This window comes from Hydrogenophaga sp. (assembly GCF_036675665.1).
Lineage (GTDB): Bacteria > Pseudomonadota > Gammaproteobacteria > Burkholderiales > Burkholderiaceae_C > Hydrogenophaga.
This window is the reverse complement of the sequence record NZ_JAKFEO010000051.1, coordinates 65,468-83,594: the sequence shown is the minus strand read 5'-3', so window position 1 is coordinate 83,594 and position 18,127 is coordinate 65,468. Positions and strand designations below refer to the sequence as shown.

Below are 18,127 nucleotides of genomic sequence, written 5' to 3'. Positions count from 1 at the left end.
AACCAGGAGAGAGTGAATGTCTGTCTGCGCCGTGCCTTTGCGCAACATGCTGATTGATGCGGTGATGCGCGAACGTCGTTCCGTGCGCGCCTTTCTGCCGACCCCGGTGTCGCAAGAAGCGGTGGCCCAGATTCTGTCGGTGGCAGCCAGCGCGCCCAGTGGCACCAACACCCAGCCGTGGCATGTCATTGCCGTGGCGGGCGAGGCGAGGAAGCGCCTATGCGACCGTGTATTGCACGCCTTTCACCATGAAGAGGGAGAGCACCAGTCCGAATACGACATCTACCCGGCCGAGTTCTTCGAGCCCTACCTGACCAGGCGGCGTCGGTGCGGTTTCGCTCTTTATGCCGCAGTCGGAATCTCCAAGGGAGATACGGATGCCATGCGCGCTCAACATGCACGCAACTTTGCCTTCTTCGATGCGCCGGTCGGTTTGATCTTCACCTTGGACCGGCGCATGGTGCAGAGCAGTTGGGTGGACTACGGGATGTTCTTACAGAACATCATGCTGGCGGCCCGCGCACGAGGCCTGGATACCTGTTCGCAGATGGCGTGGACCCTTTACCCGCGCCTTCTGGCTGAAGCCCTGCAAATCCCGGACGGGCAGATGGTCCTGTGCGGCATGGCACTGGGCTATGCCGACCCGGCGGCCGTGGTGAACCGCGTGCGCACCGAGCGTGAGCCGGTCGAGAACTTCACACGCTTCAGCGGCTTCTAGAAATCTTGTCATACCAACTAATCGCGTCGTAAGCCGCCTGAGAAATTCAGCCGCCCTGAAGCGGTTGATCGACCGGGCCTTGTCCTGGTGGGTAGGGTCATGCATGGATGTATGCCCTATGGGGCAGACGGGTTGAACCCACAAAGAGGAGTAAGCAATGTCTACCTACGCCGCGCCCTTGCGCGACATGCTGTTCACGATGAAGGAAGTCGGAGGCCTGGATGCGATCTGTGCCCAGCCGGGCCATGAAGAAACCACGCCCGACCTGGTCGAGGCCATCCTGCAGGAGGCTGCCCACTACGCCACCGGCGTGCTTGATCCGCTGAACCGCACCGGCGACGTGCAGGGCGCGCGCTGGCACGACGGCCAGGTCACGCCAGCCGATGGCTTTCGCGAAGCCTGGGCCAGCTTCTGCGAGAACGGCTGGAACGGCATGCCCGCTGCCACCGAATGGGGCGGCCAGGGCCTGCCCACGCTGGTGTCCACAGCCGTGCTGGAGATGTGGAAGTCGTCCAACCTCGCGTTCAGCCTGTGCCAGATGCTCACGCTGGGCGCGGTGGAAGCCATTGCGCACCATGGCAGCGACGCACTCAAGCGCCGCTTCCTGGAGCCCATGGTCGCGGGCCGCTGGACCGGCACCATGAACCTCACCGAGCCCCAAGCAGGCTCCGACTTGGCCGCGCTGCGCAGTCGCGCCGTGCCCGAAGGCGACCATTACCGCGTCAGCGGAAACAAGATCTTCATCACCTGGGGCGAGCACGACATGGCCGAGAACATCGTCCACCTCGTGCTGGCGCGCCTGCCCGATGCACCGCCCGGCGTGAAAGGCATCTCGCTGTTCCTGTGCCCGAAGTACCTGGTCAACGACGACGGCTCCCTGGGCGAACGCAACGACCTGGCCTGCACCTCCATCGAGCACAAGATGGGCATCCACGGCAGCCCCACGGCGTCGATGAGCTTTGGCGACTGCGGGGGCGCGATCGGCTACCTGGTCGGCGAGCCGAACCAGGGGCTGGCCTGCATGTTCACGATGATGAACCATGCGCGGCTGAACGTCGGCCTTGAAGGCGTGGGCATCGCCGAGCGCGCCTACCAGCGCGCACGCGCCTACGCGCTGGAGCGGGTGCAGGGCAAGCCACTGCTCAGCGGCAGCACCACCATCGCCGGCCACCCGGACGTGCGGCGCATGCTGATGGACATGAAGGCCCGCACCGAGGCCATGCGCGCATTGGCCTATTTCTGCGCCGGCCAGATGGACCGCGCCGCAGGCCACGCCGACGCGCAAGAGCGCGAGCAGGCGCTGGCCCTGGTCGGCCTGCTGATCCCGGTGGTCAAGGGCTGGTGCACCGACAGCGCACAGGGCATCACGTCCGATGGTGTGCAGGTGCATGGCGGCATGGGTTACGTCGAGGAAACCGGCGCCTCACAGCACTTGCGCGACGCGCGCATCACGACCATCTACGAAGGCACGACGGGCATCCAGGCCAACGACCTGATTGGCCGCAAGCTGGCGCGCGAGGGCGGGCGCACGCTGAAGGCACTGCTGGGCCGCATCGACGGCGATGCGCGCCGGTTGGCCGAGATGCCCGATGCCGCGCTGGCGCAGATCGGCGGCGTGTTAGCGGCTTCGGCGCGTGCGCTGGGGGACGCGGCCGACTGGCTGCTGGCCCACGACGACCAACCCGCGCAGTGCGCGGCGGGCGCCGTGCCCTTCTTGCGGCTGGCGGGCACGGTGATCGGCGGCTGGCTGTCGGCGCGCATGGCCGAAGCCGCCACTGCGCAACTCGCGGCGAGATCTGGCGATGCGGGCTTTCTCGGCGCCAAGCGTGCCACGGCCAGCCACTACGCAGCGCATGTCCTAGTGCAGGCGCCGATGTTGCGCGACATCGTCACGGGCGGCGCCGCCAGCACGCTGGCCCTGGCGGATGATCAACTCTGAATGATCCTGAAAGGAAACCCTCCCATGAAAATCCTGGTTCCCGTCAAGCGGGTGGTTGACTACAACGTCAAGGTCCGCGTCCAGAGCGATGGCAGCGGCGTGGACATCGCCAATGTCAAAATGAGCATGAACCCCTTCGACGAGATTGCCGTCGAAGAGGCTGTGCGGCTCAAGGAGAAAGGCGCGGCAACGGAGATCGTCGCCGTCTCGTGCGGCGTGTCCCAATGCCAGGAGACGCTGCGCACCGCCATGGCCATCGGTGCCGACCGCGGCATCCTGGTCGAGACCAATGAAGAACTGCAGCCGCTGGCCGTGGCTAAGCTGCTCAAGGCCCTGATCGACAATGAACAGCCCGGCCTCGTGATCCTGGGCAAGCAGGCCATCGACGACGACTGCAACCAGACCGGCCAGATGCTGGCGGCGCTGGCCGACCTGCCGCAAGCCACCTTCGCCTCCAAGGTCGAGATCGCCGGCGACAAGGCAGCCGTGACCCGCGAAGTGGACGGCGGCCTGGAAACCCTCAGCCTTACGCTGCCCGCCGTCATCACCGCCGACCTGCGCCTGAACGAGCCGCGCTACGTCACGCTGCCCAACATCATGAAGGCCAAGAAAAAGCCGCTGGACACCGTCAAGCCCGAAGACCTCGGCGTGGACGTGGCCCCGCGCCTGAAGAACTTGAAGGTCAGCGAACCCGCCAAGCGCGGCGCCGGCGTGAAGGTGGCCGACGTGGCCGCCCTGGTCGAGAAACTCAAGAACGAAGCGAAGGTGATCTGACATGACCGTACTCGTAATCGCTGAACACGACAACGCGACCATCAAGGGCGCGACGCTCAACACCGTGACGGCCGCCGCAGCCTGCGGCGGCGACGTGCACGTGCTGGTGGCCGGCCACAACGCCGGCGCTGCCGCACAGCAAGCCAGCCAGATCGCCGGCGTTGCCAAGGTCATCCACGCCGACGGCGCCAGCCTGGCCCACGGCCTCGCCGAGAACGTGGCCGCCCAGGTGCTGGCACTCCATGGCAGTGGTGCCGGCAACTACAGCCACATCCTGTTCCCCGCCACCGCCAGCGGCAAGAACGTGGCCCCGCGCGTGGCTGCCAAGCTCGACGTCGCCCAGATCAGCGACATCACCAAGGTCATCTCCGCCGATACCTTCGAGCGCCCCATCTACGCCGGCAACGCCATCGCCACCGTGCAGTCTGCTGATGCCGTGAAGGTCATCACCGTGCGCACCACCGGCTTTGACGCCGCCGCCGCCACGGGTGGCAGCGCCGCTGTCGAAACCGCTGCTGCGGCCGCCGACGCTGGCAAGAGCAGCTACGTGGGCAGCGAGATCGCCAAGAGCGACCGCCCCGAACTCACCGCCGCCAAGATCATCGTGTCTGGTGGCCGTGCGCTGGGCAGCAAGGAAAAGTTCGACGAAGTCATCACCCCCCTGGCCGACAAGCTGGGCGCTGCCATCGGCGCCAGCCGTGCTGCCGTGGATGCGGGCTACGCCCCCAACGACCTGCAAGTGGGCCAGACGGGCAAGATCGTCGCGCCGCAGTTGTACATTGCCGCCGGCATCTCGGGCGCCATCCAGCACCTGGCCGGCATGAAGGACTCCAAGGTGATCGTGGCGATCAACAAGGACCCCGAGGCCCCGATCTTCAGCGTGGCCGACTACGGGCTGGAGGCGGACCTTTTCGCAGTTGTGCCGGAATTCGTCAAGGCCTTTTAAATTGGATGAGATACACCATGGAGCTTCGGCATTTACGTTGCTTTATAGCGGTGGCCGAAGAACTTCACTTCGGCCGCGCAGCGGAAAAGCTGCACATCGATCAGTCCCCTTTGTCGCGCACCATCAAGGAGATAGAGGAAGAGCTCGGGGCGCAACTGTTCACGCGAACCACGCGAAGCACCCGCCTGACCTTTGCCGGAATGGCATTCCTGGAGCGGGTGCCGCGAATCTTCGAAGCTCTGAAACAGGCGTGTGACGGCGTCAAGTCCGCCGCCAGTGGGTTTCAGCGACAGTTGCGCATCGCTTTGTCCGATGGCATCACGCCCTCGCGAATGCCGACGCTGCTGGCACAGTGCCGAGCGGAAGATCCAGAGATTGATGTTCGGCTATTTGAGGTGCCGTTGGATCAACAGATCAAGGGTCTGCACGATGACCTGTATGACGTCGGCTTTTCGATGGCCGAAGAGGTGGGCGACGGCATTGTGGTCAGGCCTGCATGGGAAGACGAACTGATGGTGGCGGTCCCAGCTCGCCATCCTGTTCTGGCCCACAAGCACGTGCCGTTGGAAGAAGTGTTGCGCTATCCGCTGGCGCTATGCGATCCGGCGATATGCGAAGGCCATGCACGCCAAGTTGATCGCGTTTTGCAGCGCTACGAGCAACAGCCACTGATCGCCCAGCGCGTGGCGTCCTATGAGGTGATGATGACCTTGGTCTCAGCCGGATTGGCGCTCGGTTTGGCGGGCGCCGCGCACATTGCATCCGGCCGTGGGCCAGGTGTTGTGGCCCGGCGCTTGGCGGGCAAGCCGCAGATGCTGGCCACGTATCTGCTGCACCGTGACGTGGAGCCCTCCGAAATGCTGGCCCGGTTCATCGAACGAGTGGCCTCCATTGATTCGGCGGATGGCTCCAGCGCCGCCGAGGACTCCTGATCCACCTGCTGAAAGGACCCAAGCCATGACCCGATTCCTGCCGCTGCTGATGGTTGCCGCACTGACGGGCTGTGGACCATCCCAACCGACGGAAACCGTGGACTTCCTCGTTGCCCATCCCGAGCGCCTCAAAGAAGTCCAGCGCCTGTGCAAGGAAGACCGCGCGAAGGCAGGAGAAGAACTCTGCCGCCGTGCGGCCGAAGCCGCCAACCGGCGTTTCTTCGGCGATCGGCCGGAACAGCAATCCAAATAGCGCCCCGCGCCGTCGCCTGGCCGCGACAGAGTTCTTGCTGTTACCTCATCACGCCGCAGCGCGCTCGCGCATGCGGCATTTTTATTGCCTTCGCCACAGCAAGAAGTCTGGCCATTTTGGCCTGAATCCCCGCTATAACGGTCTTTGACCGACCTGCACGCTCGCCTTGATCCTCGGCACTACGGCATGTCCCTGTGCCGTAGCGGGAGGTTGGCCAATGCAAGGAACGAACGTGCTGTTCGGTCAGATTGCCGTTGTCTTCGGCATCGTGATCGCTGGCGTATGGAGCGCCACGCAATGGACAGCAGCGGCGCTGGGCTACCAGCTACGCCTGGGTTCGCCCTGGTTCGATTTCCTCGGCACGCCGGTCTATCACCCCTGGCGCCTGTTCGAGTGGTGGTTCTTCTTCGACGCCTACGCGCCGCATGTATTCGACGTGGGCGGTGCCATTGCCGCAGGCAGCGGCCTGATCGCGGTGGTGGTTGCCGTCGGCATGTCGATCTGGCGCTCGCGCCAGTCCAAGCTGGTCACGACCTACGGCACGGCGCGCTGGGCCAATGCGGAGGACATCCACAAGGCGAGTCTTGACCGGTCTGCGGGCGTATTCCTTGGCCTGCATCGCCAGCAGTACCTGCGGCACGAAGGCCCGGAGCATGTTCTGACCTTCGCGCCTACCCGCTCGGGCAAGGGCGTGGGCCTAGTGGTGCCCACCTTGTTGAGCTGGCCCGCATCGGCCGTCATTCACGACATCAAGGGCGAGAACTGGAGCATCACCGCTGGCTGGCGCTCGCGCTTCTCGCACTGCCTGCTGTTCAACCCGACCGATGCGAAGTCGGCGGCCTACAACCCGCTGCTGGAGGTGAGGCGCGGCGCGCACGAAGTGCGCGACGTGCAGAACATCGCAGACATTCTGGTCGATCCCGAAGGAGCACTGGAGCGGCGCAACCATTGGGAGAAGACCTCGCATGCGCTGCTGGTTGGGGCCATCCTGCATGTGCTCTACGCAGGCGAAGACAAGACGCTGCGCGGTGTCGCCAACTTCCTCAGCGACCCGGCCTGTCCCTTCGAGCTTACCCTGCATCGGATGATGACCACGCCGCACATCGGCGATGGACCGCATCTGGTGGTGGCATCGGCAGCGCGTGAAGTCCTGAACAAATCGGACAACGAGCGTTCCGGCGTGTTGAGCACCGCCATGTCATTCCTCGGCCTGTACCGAGACCCCACGGTGGCCGAAGTCACCTCGCGCTGCGACTGGCGCATTGCCGACCTGATCGCGGCCGAGCATCCCGTGTCGCTGTATCTCGTGGTGCCGCCTTCGGACATCAGCCGCACCAAACCGCTGATCCGCCTGATCCTCAACCAAATCGGGCGGCGGCTGACGGAATCACTCGATGGCAGCGATGGCATCCAGCGCCGTCACAAGCTGTTGCTGATGCTCGATGAATTCCCGGCGCTTGGGCGCCTGGACTTCTTCGAGACGGCGCTGGCCTTCATGGCGGGCTACGGCATCCGCAGCTTCCTGATCGCGCAGTCGCTCAATCAGATCGACAAAGCCTACGGCCAGAACCATTCCATCCTCGACAACTGCCATGTGCGCGTGACGTTCGCCACCAACGACGAGCGCACGGCCAAGCGGATTTCCGAAACCCTTGGCACCGCTACCGAGCTGCGCGCGCAGCGCAACTACGCGGGACATCGACTCGCACCGTGGCTGGGGCACCTAATGGTGTCGAGACAAGAAACCGCCCGCCCGCTGCTCACGCCGGGCGAGGTGATGCAGCTGCCGCCCGATGAGGCGGTGGTGATGGTTTCCAGCGTCGCGCCGATCAAGGCCAAGAAGCTGCGCTACTACTCTGACGCGAACTTCCAGCGGCGCGTGCTGCCGCCTCCTGTACTCGTTGCGGGGCGCTACGCCGACGTGCCTCCCTTACGGCCCGACGACTGGAGCGGGCTGACGGTTCCTCCCGTTCCGGTGGCGCCTGCAACCGAAGCCGTTGAAGGCTTCCCCTCTGCCGCTGACGACGGCGGCCCGCGTCGCCAACCCGAACTCTCCGAAGCCGCCGCCTACGACCCCGACCTGGCTGCGCCTGCAGCCGACCTCGGGCTGCTCGATGACGATGACATGCAGCTTCCCCTTCCTCGCCAGCTCGACCCGGCCCTGCAGCGCACGGCCCGGCTGGCTTCCCTTGACCCTGACGACGGAATCGACCTATGACCCAACACCGCCTCAATGTGTTCATCCAGCCGGAGCACAGCAAGCGGCTCGATGAACTGGCCGCCAAGAAGGGCGTGTCCAAGTCCAGCATCGTCGCGGCGGCCCTGGCCTCCTGGCTGTCGCCCGATGCGGCCGACCAGCGCGAGGCGGCGATTGCCAAGCGACTGGATCGCCTGTCGCGCCACGCCGAGCGTCTGGAGCGCGACCAGAACATTGCCATCGAAACATTGGCGCTGTTCATCCGCTATTTCCTCACTGTGAGCACGCCCGTGCCCGAGGCCCATCAGGACGCCGCTCGCGCCCAGGGCAAGGCCCGCTTCGAGCAGTTCGTCGAACAGCTCGGACGGCATTTGCTGCGCGGGCGCAGCCTGGTGCGGGATGTGGTGGAGGAACTGCACCCCGATCCGACGCGATCGGAGGGCGCGGCGGCCGCTGCAGATGCCCAGGAGCGTGCCTTATGAGCGCCGTTCTTTCCTCCTTCACGGCCACCTCGCTGGATCGCCGCATTCAGATGCTACGCACGGCCATGGGGCCGCTGATCGCCGCCGCGCTCGAAGACCCGGACGTGGTGGAAATCATGCTCAACCCCGACCGCACGCTCTGGGTGGATCGTCTGTCCACGGGCCGCGCCCCGATGGGCGAGGAGCTGTCCGAGGCTGATGGCGAACGCATCATCCGTCTCGTGGCCGCCCACGTCGGCGCCGAGGTGCATCGCGGCCAGCCGCTTTTGACGGCAGAGCTGCCCGAGACCGGCGAACGCTTCGAGGGCATCCTGCCGCCCGCTGCACCGGGGCCAGCCTTCGCCTTGCGCAAGCGTGCCTTTGGTGTGATCCCGCTGTCGCGCTACATCGAGGACGGGATGATGACCGCCGCACAGGCTGGTTTGCTGGTGCGCGCCGTGCGCGAGCGCCAGAACATCCTGATCGCGGGCGGCACCAGCACCGGCAAGACCACCTTGGCGAATGCGCTGCTGGCCGAAATCGCCGCCACGGGCGACCGCGTGCTGGTGCTCGAAGACACGGTGGAGCTGCAATGCGCGGCGCGCGATCACGTACCGCTGCGCACGCGCCAGGGCGTCGTGTCCATGACCGAGCTGGTGCGTTCGTCCATGCGCCTGCGCCCGGATCGTGTGGTCGTCGGCGAGGTGCGCGGCGCCGAGGCACTGGATCTCATCAAGGTCTGGGGCACCGGCCACCCCGGCGGCATCGCCACGATCCACGCCGGCTCCGCGCTGGGCGCGCTGCTGCGCCTGGAGCAACTGATTCTCGAAGTGGCGGTGAACCCGCCCCGTGCGCTGATCGCGGAAGCGGTCAACGTGGTCATCCACATTGCCGGGCGCGGACGCAAGCGCCGCATCGAGAGCATCGCTCGGGTCGTCGGCTTCGACGGCTCGGGCTACCAACTGGCGGATGCGCTGGAGGCTCCATTCCCGGAGCTGCTGCCGCAGTCCGACCTTTCTTCCGTGTCCCCTGATCAACCTGGAGAACTGCCATGACGCAGATGATCGTTCCTGCTTTCCGTATTTCTGTAAACCCGCTTGCCCTGCGCTGCCACCCCGCGCGGCTGGATGGCTTGGCGCGCCCGGCCCTGCAGGGTCTGATGCTCGCGGCGCTGATGCTGCTGCTCGCAGGCACCGCGCAGGCCGCAGGTTCCTCGATGCCCTGGGAGGGGCCGCTGCAATCCATCCTGGAGTCGATCCAGGGTCCGGTGGCCCGGATCATCGCGGTCATCATCATCATCGCCACGGGCCTGGCGCTGGCCTTCGGCGATACCTCGGGCGGGTTCCGCAAGCTGATCCAGATCGTCTTCGGTCTGTCGATCGCGTTTGCCGCGTCCTCGTTCTTCCTGTCGTTCTTCAGCTTCTCGGGCGGGGCCGTCGTATGAACGCGGCCCACGATGGCGTGCAGGGGTTCGCTCCAGGTTTCGAGGTGCCCCTGCATCGCTCGCTGACCGAGCCGATCCTGCTGGGCGGCGCGCCGCGCACAGTGGCGATTGCCAATGGCACCTTGGCCGCCGCCGTGGGCTTGGGCCTGCAACTGTGGATTCCGGGCGTGGTGCTCTGGATCGCCGGCCATGCGCTGGCGGTCTGGGGTGCGCGTGTCGATCCGCAGTTCATGCAGGTCTTCGCGCGCCACATCAAGCACCGGCCGCTGCTGGACGTGTGAGGGGAATGCCATGCTGAACCTTGCCGAATACCGCCAGCGGCCGGCGCTGCTGGCCGACTGGCTGCCTTGGGCCGGGCTGATCGCGCCGGGCGTCGTGCTGAACAAGGATGGCGCCTTCCAGCGCACGGCGCGCTTTCGGGGGCCTGACCTCGACAGCGCGACGCAGGGCGAGTTGATCTCCACGTCGGCGCGGCTGAACAACGCGCTGCGCCGCCTGAGCTCGGGCTGGGCGCTGTTCATCGAAGCCGAGCGCCGGCCCGCGGCCAGCTACCCGCACTCGGAGTTTCCTGAGCCGCTGTCCTGGCTGGTGGACGAGGAGCGCCGCGCCGCCTTCGAGGACTCGGGCAACCATTTCGAGAGTGGCTACCACCTCACGCTGGTGTACCTGCCGGCCGAGGAGTCGCGCGCCCGCGCAGCAGGGCTGCTCTATGAGAACCGACCCACCGAAGGCGTGGATTGGCGCGAGCGCCTAACTGCCTTCGTCGCGGAGACGGATCGCATCTTTGACCTGCTCGATGGCGTGATGCCGGAGATCGTCTGGCTCGATGACAGCCAGACGCTGACCTACCTGCATGCCACCGTTTCAACGCGGCGTTACCGCGTGGGCGTGCCCGAGGTGCCATTCCACCTCGACGCTCTGCTAGCCGACGCGCCGCTGATCGGCGGCCTGGCACCGATGCTGGGCGACCAGCATCTGCGCGTGGCGACGGTGCGCGGTTTCCCGACCTCGACCTGGCCGGGGATTCTGGACGACCTCAACCGCCTGGGATTTGGGTATCGCTGGAGCACGCGCTTTCTGTGCCTCGACAAATCCGAGGCGGAACGGGAGTTGGGGCGCTTGCGCCGCCAGTGGTTCGCCAAGCGCAAGAACGTCATCGCGCTGCTGCGCGAGACGATCTTCCAGCAAGAAAGCCCGCTGGTCGATACCGACGCCAGCAACAAGGCCACCGATGCCGATGCCGCCTTGCAGGAGCTGGGCAGCGATCAAGTGGCCTTCGGCTACGTGACAGCGACCGTCACCGTCATGGACGCGGATGCCGCCGTGGCCGACGAGAAGCTGCGCAGGGTGGAGCGCGTCATCCAGGGGCGTGGCTTCGTCACCATCCCCGAAACGCTCAACGCCGTGGATGCGTGGCTGTCGTCCATTCCGGGTCATGCCTACGCGAACGTGCGCCAGCCCATTGTCTCCACGTTGAACCTGGCGCACCTGATGCCGGTGTCGGCGGTATGGGCCGGGCCGGAGAAGAACGCGCACCTCGACGGCCCGCCGCTGATCGTCACGCGCACTGAGGGCGCGACGCCGTTCCGGCTGGTGACGCACATCGGCGACGTGGGCCACACGCTGGTGGCTGGTCCTACGGGCATGGGCAAGTCGGTGCTGCTCGCCACATTGGCGATGCAGTTTCGGCGCTATCGCGGCTCGCGCATCTTTGCCTTCGACATGGGACGCTCGATGCGCGCCACCATCCTCGGGCTGGGTGGCGAGCACTACGACCTCGGGATGGATGGCGAGATCGCGTTTCAGCCTCTCGCCCGCATCGACCGCGAGGGCTACCGCACCTGGGCCGCCGAATGGATCGAAGGGCGCTTGCGGCATGAGGGTGTAGCCGTCGGCCCCGAAGAGAAGGCCGCCATCTGGTCGGCGCTCGGCAGTCTCGCCGGTGCGCCGGTGGAGCAGCGCACGATGACCGGCCTGTCGGTGCTGCTGCAATCGAATGCGCTGCGCCAGGCGCTCGCGCCGTACGTGCTGGGCGGCGCCCACGGCAAGCTGCTGGATGCGGATTCGGATCGCCTGGGCGCCGGCTCCGTGCAGTGCTTCGAGATGGAGGAACTGATGCACAGCAAGGCCGCCGTCATGGCCGTGCTGCATTACCTCTTTGCGCGCTTCGATGAACGCTTCGACGGTGCGCCCACGCTGCTGATCCTCGATGAAGCGTGGCTGTTCCTCGATGACCCGGTGTTTGCGGCGCGCATCCGCCAATGGCTCAAGACGCTGCGCAAGAAGAACGTGAGCGTCATCTTCGCCACGCAGAGCCTGGCGGACATCAAGGATTCGAGCATCGCGCCCGCAATCATCGAGAGCTGCGCGAGCCGCATCTTCCTGCCCAACCCACAGGCGACCGAGCCGCAGATCAGGGTTATCTACGAAGGCTTCGGGCTGAACTCGCGCCAGATCGAGATCGTGGCGACCGCGCAGCCCAAGCGCGACTACTACTACCAATCCCGACTCGGCAACCGCCTGTTCGACCTCGACCTGGGCGCCGCGACGCTGGCCTTTGCGGGCACGTCCACGCCGCAAGACCAGCGCGACATCGACGCGGTGCTCGCTGCCGCTTCATCCGCTTCCACCCCGTTCGTAGCCGCGTGGCTGCGCCATCGCGGCCTGAATTGGGCCGCCGACCTGCTGTCCTCGTTCCCGTCCACCCATCTCCAGGAGAACCCATCATGAAAAAGCGTCTTCTCGCCGCCGCCGTCGCGGCCATGCTTTGCACCGCTACCGCCGTGCAGGCGCAATGGGTCGTGATCGACCCCACGAACCTCGTGCAGAACACGCTGACCGCGATCCGCACGCTGGAGCAGATCAACAACCAGATCAAGCAGCTCCAGAACGAAGCGCAGATGCTCATCAACCAGGCGCGCAACCTGGCCAGTCTGCCATCCAGCGTGGTCGGCCAGCTGCGCGCCAATCTGGCGACCACCCAGCGGCTGATCGCGCAGGCCAAGGGCTTGGCCTATGACGTGACGAATCTGGATCGGGAATTCCAGCGCCTGTACCCCGAGCAATACGCCGCCACCGTGAGCGGCAACCAGATGTACCGCGACGCGCAGGAACGCTGGAAGAACACGCTCGATGGCCTGCAGACCACCATGCAGATGCAGGCTCAGGCATCGCAGAACCTGAGCGACGACGAAGGCGTGCTGGCCGACCTCGTGGGCAAGAGCCAATCGGCGGTGGGCGCTTTGCAGGCGATGCAGGCCACGAACCAGTTGCTGGCCCTGCAGGCCAAGCAGTCGATCCAAACGCAGCGGCTGCAGATCACGCAGGATCGCGCGGGCTCGCTGGAACTGGCGCGGCAGGCCGCCGCCGTGGAGCGGGGCCGCGAGGTGAACCGGCGCTTCCTGGGTGAGGGCACGCCGTACACGCCGCGGTCCGTCGATTTCTACAGTCGTTGACGGAGCCAGGCCATGAACGACGTTTCGGTCATTGACCGCTTCCTCGACATCTTCTCGCGCTACATCGACTCGGGCTTCGGACTGTTGCATGGCGAGGTGGCGTTCCTGACCGCAACGTTGATCGTCATCGACATGACGCTCGCCGGGCTGTTCTGGGCGATGGGGCATGCCACCGGCCAGGGCGAGGACGTGATCGCCAAGCTGATCCGCAAGGTGCTGTACGTGGGTGCCTTCGCCTACATCATCGGCAATTTCAACACCCTGGCGGGCATCCTGTTCCGCTCATTCGCCGGGCTGGGCCTGACGGCCAGCGGCTCGACCTTGAGCATGGGCAACTTCCTGCAGCCGGGACGGTTGGCCAAGGCCGGTATCGACGCAGCGGCGCCCATCCTCGACCAGATCCGGGAGATGGCGGGCTTCCCGGAGGTCTTCATCCACATCGCGCCCATCGTCGTGCTATTTCTCGCTTGGCTGGTGGTCATCGTCAGCTTCTTCGTGCTGGCGGTGCAACTCTTCGTCACGTTGATCGAGTTCAAGCTGACCACGCTGGCGGGCTTCGTGCTGGTGCCGTTTGCCCTCTGGAACAAGACAGCGTTTATGGCCGAGAAGGTGCTGGGCAACGTGGTGTCCTCGGGCATCAAGGTGCTGGTGCTCGCCGTCGTCGTGGGTATCGGCTCAGGGCTGTTCGCCGAATTCAGGATACCGCCCGGTTCCGAGCCGTCCATCGACCAGGCGCTGGTCATCATGCTGGCCTCATTGTCCATGCTGGCCCTGGGCATCTTTGGGCCGGGCATTGCGACAGGCTTGGTGTCCGGTGGGCCACAGCTCGGCGCGGGCGCGATGGCCGGTGCTGCCATCGGCGCAGCCGGAACCGCCGTGGCGGTCGGTGCCGCGGCTACCGGCGTCGGAAGCGCAGTGGCGGCCGGGGCACGCATGGCACCCGCCGCCGCCCGCTCGATGGCATCGACCGCCAGCAGCGCCAAGTCGACGTACCAGGCGGGCTCCACTTCGGCCGGTGGCGGCCTGAAGGGTGCCGCCGCCGGCGTGGGCAATGTTGCCAAGACCGGCGCGCAGGCGGCCGGGCAGAAAGTCGCCGATGGGGCGCGGTCGATGAAGGAACGCATGGCGGCGGCCTTTCGGCCCGATGACGCGCCGGCCTCCGGCGCCGCGCACGCCGACCCTGACGCTAGCGGATCGGCTCCGTCTGCCGAACAACCCGCCTGGGCCAAGCGCCTGCACCGCAGGCAGCAACTCACCCATGCCGCGACGACCGCCGCCCACACGCTGCGCGGCGGCGACGGCGGCAGCTCCAGCCAGGGGCCAAGCCTGCGTGATTCCGATTCCTGATCTTGAAGGAGAACTCCCATGCGATTCAAAAGACCGCAGGTGCGCTATGCCAACACACCGCAGCCTGCTACCCCGTACCAATCCGCCGCCCAGGCCTGGGACGAGCGCATCGGCTCGGCCCGCGTACAGGCGAAGAACTGGCGGTTCATGGCCTTCGGCTGCCTCACTTTGGCCGTACTGATGGCCGGTGGCCTGGTCTGGCGTTCCGCGCAGTCCATCGTCACCCCCTACGTCATCGAGGTGGACAACTCGGGTCAGGTGCGCGCTGTCGGCGAAGCGGCCACGCCGTACCGGCCCAGCGATGCGCAGATTGCTTACCACCTCGGCCGCTTCATCGGTCTGGTGCGCTCGCTGTCCATCGACCCCATCGTGGTGCGGCAGAACTGGCTCGATGCCTATGACTACACGACCGACAAAGGCGCCGTGGTGCTCAACGAGTACGCCCGCGTGAACGATCCGTTCGCGCGTATCGGCAAGGAGTCGGTGACGGTGCAGATCAGCAGCGTGACCCGCGCCAGCGACACGTCGTTCAACGTGCGCTGGACGGAGACGCGCTTCGTCAACGGCGCGCTGGATCGCACCGAACGCTGGAACGCCGTGGTGTCCATCGTGCAGCAGACGCCGCGCACCGAGCAGCGCGTGCGCAAAAACCCCCTGGGCATCTACGCCAACGGGCTGTCGTGGAGCCGCGAACTGGAAGCGAACGAAGGAGCAAAACCATGAATGATCTTTTCCGTAAATCCGCCTTGCCGATCATGCTGCTTGCCCTCACGGGCTGCGCTACGCAGGGCAAGCCGCCGCCGTCCATCTCGCTCGATGAGCCGGTGCAGGCCCAGCCGCTGCCGGAGCCGCCTACGCCTGTGGAGGTAGTGGCTGTGCCGCAGGTGCTGCCGATGCCAGCGCAGATGAAACCTGTGCCGGATGCCAAGTCCGTCGCAGAACCCGCCGATGAAACCGTGCGCGTGTCTCGCGCCAACGCCGAGGCGCGTATTGCGCCCACGCGCGAGGGCTACGTCAACGCGATTCAAGTGTGGCCCTTCACAGATGGCGCGCTGTATCAGGTCTATGCGGCCGTGGGCCGCGTGACGGTGATCGCGCTCCAGCCTGGTGAGGAGCTGGTGACGGTGGCTGCTGGCGACACGGTTCGCTGGATCGTCGGGGACACGTCGAGCGGCAGCGGCGATGCGCTGCGCGTCAATGTGATGGTCAAACCGATCCGCTCGGGGTTGAAGACCAACCTAGTCATCACCACCAGCCGGCGCACCTACCTGCTGGAGCTGACTTCGACCGAGAAGACGTGGATGGCGTCGTTGTCCTGGGAGTACCCGAAGGACAAGATGCTGGCCCTGCAGCGCCAGGCGCAAGCGGCCAGCGCCGTCGCGCCGGTCGATAGCGGCCTGTCGCTGGAGAAGATCCGCTTCCGCTACGCGGTCAGCGGCAGCAATCCGCCGTGGAAGCCGCTGCGCGCCTTCGATGACGGCGGGAAGGTCTACATCCAGTTCCCGCCGGGCATCGCGCAGGGCGAGCTGCCGCCGCTGTTCGTCATCGGCGCGCAGGGCGACGGGCAGTTGGTGAACTACCGTTTTCGGTCGCCGTATTACATCGTGGATCGCCTGTTCGGTGCGGCCGAACTGCGCCTGGGCGGAGACAAGGGCGATGTGGTGCGGATCGAGCGCACCGATGGCGTTTCCGGTGGCACGCGGAGGAACTGACCATGAGCCAGGACGACACTCGCGATCTTGGCACGCCACAGGCGGGCAAGGTCGCGCCCGAGGCGGTGGCGCTGCGCGCCCAGCCGCGCCCGGTCACACGCCTGAATCGGCGCACCTTGGCCATGCTCACGGGCGGCCTGTCGGTCGCCGTGCTAGGGGCCACGATCTGGTCATTGCAGCCACATCGGCGCGGCGCAGGCGAGCAGACCGAGCTTTACAACGTGGATCGCGTCTCGAAGTCCGAGGGGCTGGATGGCCTGCCTTCGGATTACTCCAAGCTGCGGAAGGTGCCGGAGCTGGGGCCGCCGCTGCCGGGCGATCTCGGCCCTGCCATCGTGAAGGCGCAGCAGCCGGTGACACCCACGTATGCGCCACCGGGCCACGACCCGGAGGACGCTCGGCGCAAGGAAGCCGAAGCGGCAGCGGCTTCCTCGGTGTTCTTCCATTCTGGTACGCCCGGCAAGACCGCAGCGCCAGCGACTGCGCAAGCGGCTGGCCCGGCATCGACCTTGGCGGGCTTCGACCCGCTGGCCGCTGGGCCGGCCTCGACGGCTGCCCAGCCTGCCGACCCGACCGCCGTGCAGAACCGGCAAGACCAGAAAGAGGCTTTCCTGAAAGGCGGTTCTACGGAAACCCGCAATTCTGGCAATCTGCAAATGCCAGCCTCGCCGTACCAGATGATGGCCGGGACGGTGATCGCCGGGGCGCTGGTGACAGGCATCAAGTCGGACCTGCCGGGCGACGTGATTGGCACGGTGACGGAGCCGGTCTACGACTCGGCCACGGGCAAGTTTCTGTTGATCCCTCAGGGCTCGCGCCTCATGGGCAAGTACAACAGCCAGATGAGCTATGGGCAGAGCCGCGTGCAGGTGGTGTGGAACCGCATTATCTTGCCGGATACGTCTTCGCTGAAGCTCGACAACCTCGCGGGCGCCGACCCGGCCGGCTACTCCGGCCTGGAGGATGGCGTCGATTGGCACTGGGATCGCGTCTTTGCCGGTGCGGCGCTGACGACACTGCTGGGCGTGGGCGCGGAGCTGGCCGCGCCGGAGAACCGGCAGAACGGCAACCGCATCGTGATTGCCGGGCGCGACAGCGCGCAGGACAGCATCAATCAGGTCGGCCAGGAGATGACCCGGCGCAACATGAACATTCAGCCGACCTTGACGGAGCGGCCGGGCCTGCCGGTGCGGATCATCGTCAACCGCGATCTGGTGTTGCGACCGTACCAGCCGATGTTCTTCCAGCGGGGGGCGATGCGATGAGCACGACGAAGAAATTGCGGCTGGGGCCGCTGCCCAAGCTGGAGTCCACGAAGCTAACCTTTGCGTGCTCGGTCAGCCTGAAAGCCGACCTTGACCGCTATGCCGCGCTGTACGCGCAGGCGTATGGGGAGGCGGTCGATGCCACGATGCTGATCCCGTACATGCTGGAAACCTTCATGGCGGGGGATCGAGGATTCAAGCGCACGCAGACCAAGAACGAAAAAGCCGCCTCTGCTTGACAGAGGCGGCTCTTGAATTGGTGCCCGAGGCCGGAATCGAACCGGCACGCCTTGCGGCGGGGGATTTTCTTCCCACTTCGGCTTTCGCCGCCGCCGTCTCCGAAGAAACGGCGTTCGTGGGCTGGAGCACGCCTTCACCATAGCCTTTCGGCCGTAGGTGCCCGCCGTCTGCTCTCTACACCTTCCGAGGAGCCTTTCGGCTCCAGGGCTTGGCTCGGTATTAGCTCGGACTTGCGTCCAGGGCCTTCGCCGAGTTTGACGGGCTTCACCTCTGGGGTTTCCCCCGGAGGGCTCAAATTTGGTCTGAGTCCCCTGCGTCTACCAATTTCACCACTCGGGCATGACGCACGATGCTACTTCAACTATCTACTCCTCACTGGGAGCCAGCTTGCATCGTCCTGGCTCCTAGCTGACTCCTGGCTCGAAATGCAGGCATCTCGATCAA

Annotated in this window: 18 protein-coding genes; all 18 read left to right on the top strand. The window is 65.9% G+C overall.

The annotated features are described in order from the left end of the window. The first annotated feature begins 16 nt into the window (after window positions 1-16). The 18 genes from V6M63_RS17710 (at window position 17) to V6M63_RS17625 (ending at window position 17,682) form a co-directional block, all read left to right on the top strand. Window positions 17-718 carry a nitroreductase gene (locus V6M63_RS17710; RefSeq protein ID WP_016452524.1) on the top strand — a complete coding sequence of 234 codons (702 nt, stop codon included), beginning with the start codon at window positions 17-19 and terminating at the stop codon, window positions 716-718. A gap of 157 nt (window positions 719-875) precedes the next feature. After that, a complete protein-coding gene (locus tag V6M63_RS17705) occupies window positions 876-2,657 on the top strand; it encodes an acyl-CoA dehydrogenase (RefSeq protein WP_016452523.1) in 1,782 nt (593 codons plus the stop codon). Between the two features lie 24 nt (window positions 2,658-2,681). Continuing rightward, a complete protein-coding gene (locus tag V6M63_RS17700; RefSeq protein WP_026382504.1) occupies window positions 2,682-3,431 on the top strand; it encodes an electron transfer flavoprotein subunit beta/FixA family protein in 750 nt (249 codons plus the stop codon). A 1-nt stretch (window position 3,432) separates the two neighbouring features. Then, window positions 3,433-4,377, top strand: coding sequence for an electron transfer flavoprotein subunit alpha/FixB family protein (locus V6M63_RS17695; RefSeq protein WP_026382503.1), 945 nt, complete (start codon window positions 3,433-3,435; stop codon window positions 4,375-4,377). Between the two features lie 17 nt (window positions 4,378-4,394). Continuing rightward, on the top strand, window positions 4,395-5,309 hold the full coding sequence (locus V6M63_RS17690) for a LysR family transcriptional regulator (RefSeq protein WP_016452520.1): 915 nt from the start codon (window positions 4,395-4,397) through the stop codon (window positions 5,307-5,309). Window positions 5,310-5,334: 25 nt separating this feature from the next. Then, window positions 5,335-5,562 (top strand): EexN family lipoprotein, encoded by a 228-nt coding sequence (locus tag V6M63_RS17685; protein WP_016452519.1) that lies wholly within the window; start codon window positions 5,335-5,337, stop codon window positions 5,560-5,562. A 217-nt stretch (window positions 5,563-5,779) separates the two neighbouring features. After that, on the top strand, window positions 5,780-7,780 hold the full coding sequence (locus V6M63_RS17680) for a conjugal transfer protein TraG (protein WP_016452518.1): 2,001 nt from the start codon (window positions 5,780-5,782) through the stop codon (window positions 7,778-7,780). Further along, on the top strand, window positions 7,777-8,241 hold the full coding sequence (locus V6M63_RS17675; protein WP_016452517.1) for a hypothetical protein: 465 nt from the start codon (window positions 7,777-7,779) through the stop codon (window positions 8,239-8,241). Before V6M63_RS17680 ends, V6M63_RS17675 begins: the two co-directional genes overlap by 4 nt. After that, window positions 8,238-9,275 (top strand): P-type conjugative transfer ATPase TrbB, encoded by a 1,038-nt coding sequence (gene trbB, locus V6M63_RS17670; RefSeq protein WP_016452516.1) that lies wholly within the window; start codon window positions 8,238-8,240, stop codon window positions 9,273-9,275. Before V6M63_RS17675 ends, trbB begins: the two co-directional genes overlap by 4 nt. Next, the gene (locus V6M63_RS17665; protein ID WP_016452515.1) at window positions 9,272-9,664 is read left to right on the top strand and encodes a TrbC/VirB2 family protein; all 393 of its coding nucleotides are present in this window, start codon (window positions 9,272-9,274) and stop codon (window positions 9,662-9,664) included. The genes trbB and V6M63_RS17665 overlap by 4 nt, the downstream gene beginning before the upstream one ends. After that, the gene (locus tag V6M63_RS17660) at window positions 9,661-9,945 is read left to right on the top strand and encodes a VirB3 family type IV secretion system protein (protein WP_016452514.1); all 285 of its coding nucleotides are present in this window, start codon (window positions 9,661-9,663) and stop codon (window positions 9,943-9,945) included. Before V6M63_RS17665 ends, V6M63_RS17660 begins: the two co-directional genes overlap by 4 nt. 10 nt (window positions 9,946-9,955) lie before the next feature. Next, complete coding sequence (gene trbE, locus V6M63_RS17655) at window positions 9,956-12,394, top strand: conjugal transfer protein TrbE (RefSeq protein WP_016452513.1); 2,439 nt, start codon at window positions 9,956-9,958, stop codon at window positions 12,392-12,394. Further along, window positions 12,391-13,119 (top strand): P-type conjugative transfer protein TrbJ, encoded by a 729-nt coding sequence (gene trbJ, locus V6M63_RS17650; RefSeq protein ID WP_016452512.1) that lies wholly within the window; start codon window positions 12,391-12,393, stop codon window positions 13,117-13,119. Before trbE ends, trbJ begins: the two co-directional genes overlap by 4 nt. A 12-nt stretch (window positions 13,120-13,131) precedes the next feature. Further along, on the top strand, window positions 13,132-14,466 hold the full coding sequence (gene trbL, locus V6M63_RS17645; protein WP_016452511.1) for a P-type conjugative transfer protein TrbL: 1,335 nt from the start codon (window positions 13,132-13,134) through the stop codon (window positions 14,464-14,466). An 18-nt stretch (window positions 14,467-14,484) separates the two neighbouring features. Further along, window positions 14,485-15,189: a conjugal transfer protein TrbF gene (gene trbF, locus V6M63_RS17640; RefSeq protein WP_016452510.1), complete on the top strand. Its 705-nt coding sequence runs from the start codon at window positions 14,485-14,487 to the stop codon at window positions 15,187-15,189. Next, window positions 15,186-16,178, top strand: a complete 993-nt coding sequence (trbG, locus tag V6M63_RS17635) for a P-type conjugative transfer protein TrbG (RefSeq protein ID WP_016452509.1) — start codon at window positions 15,186-15,188, stop codon at window positions 16,176-16,178. The genes trbF and trbG overlap by 4 nt, the downstream gene beginning before the upstream one ends. A 2-nt stretch (window positions 16,179-16,180) precedes the next feature. Then, window positions 16,181-17,443 carry a TrbI/VirB10 family protein gene (locus V6M63_RS17630; protein ID WP_016452508.1) on the top strand — a complete coding sequence of 421 codons (1,263 nt, stop codon included), beginning with the start codon at window positions 16,181-16,183 and terminating at the stop codon, window positions 17,441-17,443. Then, entirely contained in the window at window positions 17,440-17,682 is a 243-nt protein-coding gene (locus V6M63_RS17625) for a DUF2274 domain-containing protein (RefSeq protein ID WP_016452507.1), read from the top strand. The genes V6M63_RS17630 and V6M63_RS17625 overlap by 4 nt, the downstream gene beginning before the upstream one ends. The last annotated feature ends 445 nt before the right edge of the window (window positions 17,683-18,127 follow it).